Annotated in this window: 7 protein-coding genes; 5 read left to right on the top strand and 2 right to left on the bottom strand. The window is 56.6% G+C overall.

Features of this window, described 5'->3' with window-relative positions; all coding sequences use genetic code 11:
• Positions 1-26 precede the first annotated feature (26 nt).
• The 5 genes from IQ254_RS13375 (at position 27) to moeB (ending at position 5,340) form a co-directional block, all read left to right on the top strand.
• On the top strand, positions 27-176 hold the full coding sequence (locus IQ254_RS13375; protein ID WP_228040648.1) for a hypothetical protein: 150 nt from the start codon (positions 27-29) through the stop codon (positions 174-176).
• Between the two features lie 57 nt (positions 177-233).
• The gene (locus IQ254_RS13370) at positions 234-1,643 is read left to right on the top strand and encodes a TIGR03279 family radical SAM protein (RefSeq protein ID WP_193966652.1); all 1,410 of its coding nucleotides are present in this window, start codon (positions 234-236) and stop codon (positions 1,641-1,643) included.
• Between the two features lie 188 nt (positions 1,644-1,831).
• A complete protein-coding gene (locus IQ254_RS13365; RefSeq protein WP_193966651.1) occupies positions 1,832-3,517 on the top strand; it encodes a TolC family protein in 1,686 nt (561 codons plus the stop codon).
• Between the two features lie 39 nt (positions 3,518-3,556).
• Positions 3,557-4,090 carry a Mov34/MPN/PAD-1 family protein gene (locus IQ254_RS13360; RefSeq protein ID WP_193966650.1) on the top strand — a complete coding sequence of 178 codons (534 nt, stop codon included), beginning with the start codon at positions 3,557-3,559 and terminating at the stop codon, positions 4,088-4,090.
• A gap of 77 nt (positions 4,091-4,167) precedes the next feature.
• A complete protein-coding gene (moeB, locus tag IQ254_RS13355) occupies positions 4,168-5,340 on the top strand; it encodes a molybdopterin-synthase adenylyltransferase MoeB (protein WP_193966649.1) in 1,173 nt (390 codons plus the stop codon).
• A 109-nt stretch (positions 5,341-5,449) separates the two neighbouring features.
• Here the strand turns inward: moeB and hemL are convergent, their stop codons facing one another.
• Both hemL and ftsE read right to left on the bottom strand, forming a co-directional pair.
• On the bottom strand, positions 5,450-6,751 hold the full coding sequence (hemL, locus tag IQ254_RS13350) for a glutamate-1-semialdehyde 2,1-aminomutase (RefSeq protein WP_193966648.1): 1,302 nt from the start codon (positions 6,749-6,751) through the stop codon (positions 5,450-5,452).
• 121 nt (positions 6,752-6,872) lie between these two features.
• Positions 6,873-7,712: a cell division ATP-binding protein FtsE gene (ftsE, locus tag IQ254_RS13345; protein ID WP_193966647.1), complete on the bottom strand. Its 840-nt coding sequence runs from the start codon at positions 7,710-7,712 to the stop codon at positions 6,873-6,875.
• Positions 7,713-8,027 lie beyond the last annotated feature (315 nt).

Raw genomic sequence — 8,027 nt, 5'->3', positions numbered from 1 at the left:
GGGTGATCCCGCTCTTGGGTGGGCTGATGGCGGCTCTAGTATCGTCTTACCTGGCCATTTTTTGGTTGCTGCGGTTCTTGAAGCAGCACAGCACCTGGATCTTTGTGTGGTATCGCCTCGCCTTTGGAGCTGCAATCTTGTTAGCTCTGGCCACTGGCAAAATGCAAAATATCTGATGGCAAAGCATCTAAGATAGGGGAGCATATTTTGCCCCCTTAAACCTCAGTTTCGCTATGTCTGTTCTGGCAATTCGCCCGGCTCGCATTACTCGCGTGGTGCCTGACTCCATTGCCGAAGACATCGGCTTTGAGCCGGGCGATGCGCTGGTAGCTATCAATGGTCAGCCGCCGCGAGACTTAATTGACTATCGCTTTCTCTGTGCCGATGAGGACTTGACCTTGGAGGTGCTTGACACTCGTGGCAAAACCCACCGGATTGAATTAGAAAAAGACATCGACGAAGATCTAGGGCTGGAGTTTGAGACCGCCCTGTTTGACGGGTTGATGCAGTGCAACAATGCCTGCCCCTTTTGCTTTATTGACCAACAGCCCCCGGGCAAACGCAATACCCTCTATCTCAAAGACGATGACTACCGTCTGAGCTTTCTCTATGGCAGCTATCTAACCCTGACCAACCTGCTGCCCCAGGAGTGGGATCGCATTGCTCAACTGCGTCTGTCGCCGCTGTATGTGTCAGTTCATGCAACGGAGCCTGAGGTGCGATCGCACCTGCTCAAAAACCCCAGGGCGGGGCAAATTCTTGAACAGCTAGCCTGGTTTGAGCATCAGCGGCTGCAAATTCATGCCCAAGTAGTGGTCTGCCCAGGCATTAACGATGGCGATCACCTAGAGACTACGCTGCGAGATCTGGCCCGGTTTCACGCCGGAGACACGCCGGCGGTAGCCTCAGCGGCCGTGGTGCCCGTGGGCCTAACCCGGTTTCGCCCCCAAGCTGACGAGCTGACTCCGGTAACTCAGACCCAGGCCCAGGCGGTGATTGCCCAGGTGCAGGCCCTGCAGGCAGAGTTTCAGCAACGGTTTGGCACCACCTTTGCCTGGCTGGCCGATGAGTGGTTTTTAATCGCTCGGCAGCTGGTGCCACCCGAGAGCCACTACGAAGACTATCCCCAATTGGGTAACGGGGTCGGCTCAATTCGCCAGTTTCTCAGACAGTTTGAACAGTCTGCCAAGACTTACTTACCAACCAGCGTCAGCCCATCACGCACCCTGACTTGGGTGGTGGGCAATGCCGTCGAACATGCTTTTCAGCCCATTGTGAACCGTCTCAACCAGGTGCAGGGGCTGACCGTCCACCTGGCCGCCCTGGCTAGCGACTACTGGGGCCGCGATCTGACGGTTACCGGCTTGCTCACGGGCCACGATCTGATTCACGGCCTGGGCGATCGCCCCTTGGGCGATGCGCTACTGCTGCCCACAGTCATGCTTAAGCCCAGTGACACAGGCCATCTCAGCGATACGCTGTTTCTAGACGATACGAGCGTAGCTGACGTCAGCCATCGGCTCAGCTGCCCGGTTTTGCCGGTTGACGACACCGATGCCCTGGTGCAGGCCTGCTGTGGTGAGTTGCCCCCGGCGACGTTGGTCGATTTGCAGCCCGCAGCGGGCTATTGGGCCCCTTCTTGATTGTACTAAACCGTTTAGTTTGCTAAGCTGTTGACGATCGGTTTTTGGCGGCTCCCCTAAAAGATTCTCTGTTTGGGAGCGTAGCGTTTTGCTGCAGTGAAAGTAACCCCTAAAGCCGATATGCTAAAAAACTGTGGCAGAAACAATTATTTTTTCGGTTGATGACCTATTCTTGCTACTGATAGCCCATGGTGTCTATGCTTTACTCCTACTGCCGTCGCTTGATACCCCTGAGCTTGGGCATCACGTTATCGGGCTGGTCCGCCGCAGGGCTTGCTGCCCCTGCCTCTATAGCTCTATCTGATGAATCGACTGGGGCTGAGCCTGCTCAGGTTGAGTCTGATGCCCTGGAAAATTTTGGCCCCTCCATTGCCCAAACTGAAGCGACGCCTGCTGAGCCAGATGCATTGGGGCTAGAGCCCGGCGAAGAGGCGGTACCGCTCTCGGCTGACGAGCGCAGATCGGCTTCAACACCATCGTCAGCGTTTGCCCCGCCTCAGTCCGATCGCCCTACTGATGAGGGCTTTGATACCCCGCCCGACTACCTGAGTCCGGCGGCTAACCCGCTGCTGTTGCCGACTCGCCCCGATGAGGTTGAGATTGTCGGCACCCAGCCCCTATCGTTAGAAACAGCTATTGACCTGGCCTACCGCAACAACGAACAGCTGCGCATCGCCTTACTACAACTGGAGCGTAGCCAGGCGGGGCTGCGGGCAGAGCGGGCGCTGTTGTATCCTACCGTTGACCTCAGCGGCACGGTTCAATCTAGCAATCTATCGTCCTCTGGACAAAATTCCTCTGCGGTCAATACTACGCTTTCGAGCACCGTGAGAACCGACTACGATCTGGGGCTGTCGGGGGCGCGATCGGCCCGTATTCAGGCCGCAGAACGACAGGTGCGACTGTCGGAATTGCAGGTCGAGCAAACCCGCGAGCAACTGCGGCTCGACACCTCCACCGACTACTACAATGTGCAAGATGCGATCGAGCAAATTCGCATTAACCAGGCATTTTTAGATGCTGCTGAGCGCAACCTGCGCGACACCCGACTGCGGGAAGAAGTAGGGGTTGGCACTCGATTCGATGTTTTGCAGGCCGAGGTGCAGGTGGCCAATGCTCGCCAAGCCCTGACCCAAGCCAATAGCCAGCGGCAGATTACCCAACGGCAGCTGGCGCGACGGCTCAATCTGCCGCCTTCCATCGATCTCACGACGCTGGCCGTCGATATTGCTGGAGCCTGGCCCCTTTCGCTAGAGGAGAGTATCATTCTGGCTTACCAAAACCGAGCTGAGCTAGAGCAGTTTTTAGTCGAGCGAGAGTTTAACGACTCCCAGCGGCAGGTTAGCCTGGCGGCGGTGCGTCCGAATCTGGGATTATTTGGTCAGTACCAGGCCCAGGGGTCGCTAAATTCTTCATCCAGCTTCAGCACCGGTATCAATGACGGCTTTTCGGTGGGGGCCCAGCTGAGCTGGCGGTTGTTTGACGGGGGAGCGGCGGTGGCCAGAGCCCGCCAGAGCGACCTCGACATTCAAACCGATGAGTCAGAGTTTGAGAGCGCCCGCAACGACATTCGCGTTCAGGTGGAAGAAGCCTACTATTCGCTGGTGTCTAACCAGGCCAACATCGATACGGCCTCGGTTGCTGTCAATCAGGCTGAAGAAGCGCTGGAGTTGGCCAATCTGCGATTTAACGCTGGCGTGGGCACCCAGTTGGAGGTGACTAACGCCATTAGTGACCTAACTCAAGCTGAGGGTAATTTGGTCGCTGCGGTGCTTGAATATAACCGTGCCCTGGCCCGTCTGGAGCGGGCGGTGAGCAACTTGGATAGCCCAGAAATTGAAGAACTCCCGGACAGCCCAGTGCCTGAGGAGTAGCCCTGTGGCTATCAGCACGATATCGAGCTTCTGACTGCTATGACTGGTATCTATCTCGACGCTGACCATGGCCAGGCGATCGCCCAGGTGGCGGCAAACAGCTATCCCAGGGAGTGCTGTGGGCTGTTGGTCGGGCGACTGGGGCGGGGGGCGATCGCAGCGGCTGAGGCTGACCCAGACTGCCGCCAAGTGGTTGAGGTGATTGCTCTGGAAAATGCCTGGGCATCTTCGCTGCTGGAATATACCGACCCCCAGACGGCCCATGCAGCCAGCCACAGTGCCCGCGATCGCTACTGGATTGACCCGGCTGATCTGCTGCGGGTGCAGCAGTCGGCGCGAGAAAGCGGGCTAGCGATTGTTGGCATCTACCACTCCCACCCCGACCATCCAGCGGTGCCTTCGGAGTGCGATCGCGCCCTGGCCTGGCCCGTCTATTCCTATGTGATTATTTCAGTGATCGAGGGTCAGGCCGTTGACCTCAAGAGTTGGCGACTCGACGACGACGATCAATTTCAGCCCGAGCCTGTGAAGATGATTGGATCATCTATCAACAAACCCCTATTCTTGTCATAAGCTGAAATGATGTGTGATTTCGGTATTGCCCCGTACCGTTTTCGTTTGTACCCCATCACATTGCTGCCCTGGAGACCATGCTCAACCCTAATTTGGACGATATTCAGCTCAATAAAGAGGAGTATGAACGCTACTCCCGCCACATCATTTTGCCGGAGGTAGGCCTCGACGGTCAGAAACGGCTCAAGGCCGCCAGCGTGCTCTGCGTGGGTACCGGGGGACTGGGTTCGCCGCTGCTGCTTTACCTGGCCGCCGCTGGCATTGGCCGCATCGGCATTGTTGACTTCGACATTGTCGATCAGTCCAACCTGCATCGTCAGGTAATTCACAGCGAGTCGTGGGTGGGCAAGCCCAAGATCGAGTCGGCCAAGAGCCGCATTCTCGAGATCAACCCCCACTGCCAGGTTGACCTCTACGAAACCCGCCTCAGTGCCGAGAACGCCCTGAAGATTTTCGAGCCCTACGATGTTGTTGTTGACGGCACCGACAACTTTCCCACGCGCTACCTGGTCAACGACGCCTGCGTGTTGTTGAATAAGCCCAACGTCTACGGCTCGATCTTCCGCTTCGAGGGGCAGGCAACCGTCTTTAACTATCAAGATGGCCCTAACTACCGCGATCTCTATCCTGAGCCGCCACCGCCAGGGTTAGTGCCCTCCTGTGCCGAAGGTGGCGTGCTGGGGGTTCTTCCCGGCATCATTGGCGTGATTCAGGCCAACGAGACCATCAAGGTAATTTTGGGTACAGGCAATACCCTCAGCGGTCGCCTGCTGCTCTACAATGCTCTGGAGATGACCTTTAGAGAGCTGAAGCTGCGCCCTAACCCGGTGCGCCCAGTGATCGAAACGCTGATCGACTACGAAGAATTTTGCGGTATCCCCCAAGCGCGTATGGAAGCTGAAAAAGAGCAGGCCAATCTGGCCGAAATGACGGTCACCGAGCTGAAGCAGGTGCTCGATAGCGGGGCCGATGACATCCTATTGCTCGATGTCCGCAACCCCAACGAGTACGAAATCGCTCGTATTCCCGGCTCGGTGCTGGTGCCTTTGCCCGACATTGAAAACGGTGACGGCGTTGATCAGGTGAAGTCTCTGCTCAACGGTCATCGTCTGATTGCCCACTGCAAAATGGGTGGGCGCTCGGCCAAGGCCCTGGGCATTCTCAAGCAGCACGGCGTTGAGGGTACCAACGTTAAAGGCGGTATTACCGCCTGGAGCCAAGAGGTCGATGCTTCAGTACCTGAATATTAAAATGGGCCAGGGCAAACCCTGAGTCGATATGTTTCGTAACTACCTTCAAAGCCCCCAGAAATCGAGTTTCTGGGGGCTTTGAAGGTTTAGCCTGATCGACTTGCTTTACCTATAGGGTGGCAAATACGTCACGGGCGGCTGCGATCGTGGCGTCAATATCCCCATCGGTATGGGCCAGAGAGGTAAACCCAGCCTCGTACTGGGATGGGGCCAAATATACACCGCGTTCTAACATGCCGCGATGGAAGCGGCTGAACTTATCCAGGTCAGACTGTTTGGCATCTTCAAACTGGGTGATTGGGCCAGGATGAAAGAACATCCCAAACATGGCGCTGATATGACCACCGCAGACCTCATGCCCCGCGTCGCGAGCGGCTTGCAGTAACCCCTCAATCAGGTTTCCTGTCAGTCGATCTAACTCATCGTAGGTGCCGGGTCGCTGAAGCAGTTCCAGCGTTTTAATGCCTGCCGTCATCGCCAGGGGGTTGCCCGAGAGCGTCCCGGCCTGATACACCGGGCCAGCGGGGGCAATCATTTCCATAATGTCGCGCCGACCGCCGTAGGCACCGACCGGTAGGCCACCGCCAATTACCTTGCCCAAGGTGGTCAGGTCAGGGGTGACGTTGAATTTGGCCTGGGCACCGCCGTAGGATATGCGGAAGCCGGTCATGACTTCGTCAAACACCAGCAGCGCATCGTGTTCGCGAGTGATCTCCCGCAGCCCTTCCAGGAAGCCGCCATCGGGGGTAATAAAGCCGGAGTTACCTACCACGGGTTCTAAGATGACGCCAGCAATTTCGCCAGGGTTTTGGGCGAAGAGAGCTTTGACGGCTTCGAGATCGTTGTAGGGCGCTGTGAGGGTGTCGCTAGTGGCCGCCTTGGGCACCCCTGGTGAGTCAGGTAGGCCTAGGGTGGCGACTCCAGACCCAGCCTGCACCAAAAACATATCGGCGTGACCGTGGTAGCAGCCAGAGAATTTGATAACTTTGTTGCGCTGGGTATAGGCCCGCATGAGGCGCAGCACCGCCATACAGGCTTCGGTGCCGGAGTTGACAAAGCGCACCATCTCAATGCTGGGGACGGCCTGAATCACCATTTCGGCCAGCACGTTTTCGAGATAGCAGGGGGCTCCAAAGCTGGTGCCTTTTTCGAGGGCTGCCGATAGGGCCGCTAACACCTCGGGGTGGGCATGGCCACAGATGGCAGGGCCCCAGGTGCCGACATAGTCGATGTATTGGTTGCCGTCCACATCCCAAATATAGGCGCCTTTAACCCTGTCAAACACGATCGGCTGTCCGCCTACCGACTTAAAGGCCCGCACCGGAGAGCTCACACCACCGGGCATGAGGCTCTGGGCGGCGGTGAAAATTTCTTGTGATTTTGCTGTTTTAAATGGGGCTGTACTGACCAAGGCAGGTTCCTCTCAAAGACCAAAATCACCAGGCGATCTTGGCAACCGTCGCCTGGGGTTAGCTTTGATTATTATCCTATTGATCGGAGAAGGCGTAGCGGTTGGTGTTGAGGAATGTAAACTATCGACGCAGATGATAAAGACGCCCGTTTTTGATTTGCACAACTGGGTGGTTAGAGATGCGTACTAGGTGTTCGTCGTGGGTGGTGACGATGACGGTAATGCCAATGGAGTTGAGCTTTTTGAGGATTTTAATCACTTGCAGTGAGTTATCGGCATCGAGGTTGCCGGTGGGTTCGTCGGCCAGCAGCAGAGGCGGCGTATTGACAACGGCGCGGGCAATGCTGACCCGCTGTTGCTCACCCCCAGAGAGTTCATCGGGAAAACACTGAGCCTTGCCCTGAAGCCCGACCATTTTGAGGGTGGGCCAGAGACGACGGTGGATTTCTTTGCGAGTAAAGCCCTGGGCCCACAGCACAAAAGCTACATTCTCAGCCACGGTGCGGCGGGGAATGAGCTTGTAATCTTGGAACACAACGCCGATACGGCGACGCATCATGGCCAGGCGGTTGCCCCGCAGGTTAGCAATTTGCTCATCACTGACCAGAATGTTGCCGCCGGTAGGACGCTCGTAGCCATAGAGCAGCTTGAGTAATGTCGATTTGCCGGATCCAGAAGGGCCAGTGACAAATAAAAACTCGCCGGGGTTAACGGTGAGGTTGACGCTGGTTAAGGCTTTGCTGCCGTTGCCGTAGGTCTTTTCTACGTCTGTAATCGACACGATGGGGCGAATATTGGACTGTTTTGGGGGCGTTTCTAATGTTTCGGAGGATGTCAAGGGTTTAGGCATGTTGGTGGCAGGTACCACAAGCTTGAAGCGGTCTTGTAGTCGTGCCCTGACATCCTCGGGGAGGCCGGTCAGCTTGGTGTTGTCGGTGGGGCGATGAAGCACAGAAGTCATGGAGCGTCCTAACTGTGAATGGAGGGGGCAGACTCGGGGATGAACCCGGCTTAAGCAAGAAGATTGCGCAGCCGATGCGAACTACAGGGCGACGCAGCTTTTGCGACGCATTGTACCGGAAAGACTCGGGGTGGCAAAAGCCCTATTTGTTTTTTCAATAATCTTTATATTTCTGATAGTGACGGCGGATGAGCGGGCGGGTTGTACGCTCCAGAAAATCTGGGGCGATCGCAGCCGCAGCGTCAATGCCTACCCCCAGGATAGTTATGGGCAGGCCTCTGGGCTAAGATAACCAGGCGGCAGTAATTTTATCTG

It is taken from the genome of Nodosilinea sp. LEGE 07088, assembly GCF_015207395.1.
Lineage (GTDB): Bacteria > Cyanobacteriota > Cyanobacteriia > Phormidesmidales > Phormidesmidaceae > Nodosilinea.
Note: the sequence above shows the minus strand (reverse complement) of the source record. Positions and strands in the feature narration are given on the sequence as shown.